This window comes from Streptomyces sp. NRRL F-6492 (assembly GCF_001280125.1).
Lineage (GTDB): Bacteria > Actinomycetota > Actinomycetes > Streptomycetales > Streptomycetaceae > Streptomyces.
On record NZ_LGEG01000181.1, the window covers coordinates 1 to 266 of the forward strand.

The following is a 266-nucleotide window of genomic DNA, read 5'->3' on the forward strand; positions in this document are numbered from 1 at the left end:
AACGAGACACGACCCCCATCGCGGCCGTCACTTCAAACCACAGCGTCTGCACGCCGACAAAGCCTACGACATACCTGAGCTGCGGAAATGGCTCCGCGGGAAACGCATCGGCGTCCGCATCGCGCGTAAGGGCATCGAATCCTCCGAACGACTCGGCCGCCGCAGGCGGGTGATCGAGCGGACCATGTCCTGGCTGACCGGCTACCGCCGGCTCAACCACCGCTACGAGCGCCATCCCCGCAACTACCCGGCCTTCCTCGGTCTCG

1 protein-coding gene is annotated in these 266 nt (G+C 65.8%); it reads left to right on the plus strand.

All coding sequences use genetic code 11. The features are described 5' to 3' along the window. Window positions 1–266, plus strand: a 266-nt coding sequence (locus ADL08_RS14285; protein WP_053642780.1) for a transposase, incomplete at both ends; no start/stop codon positions are given.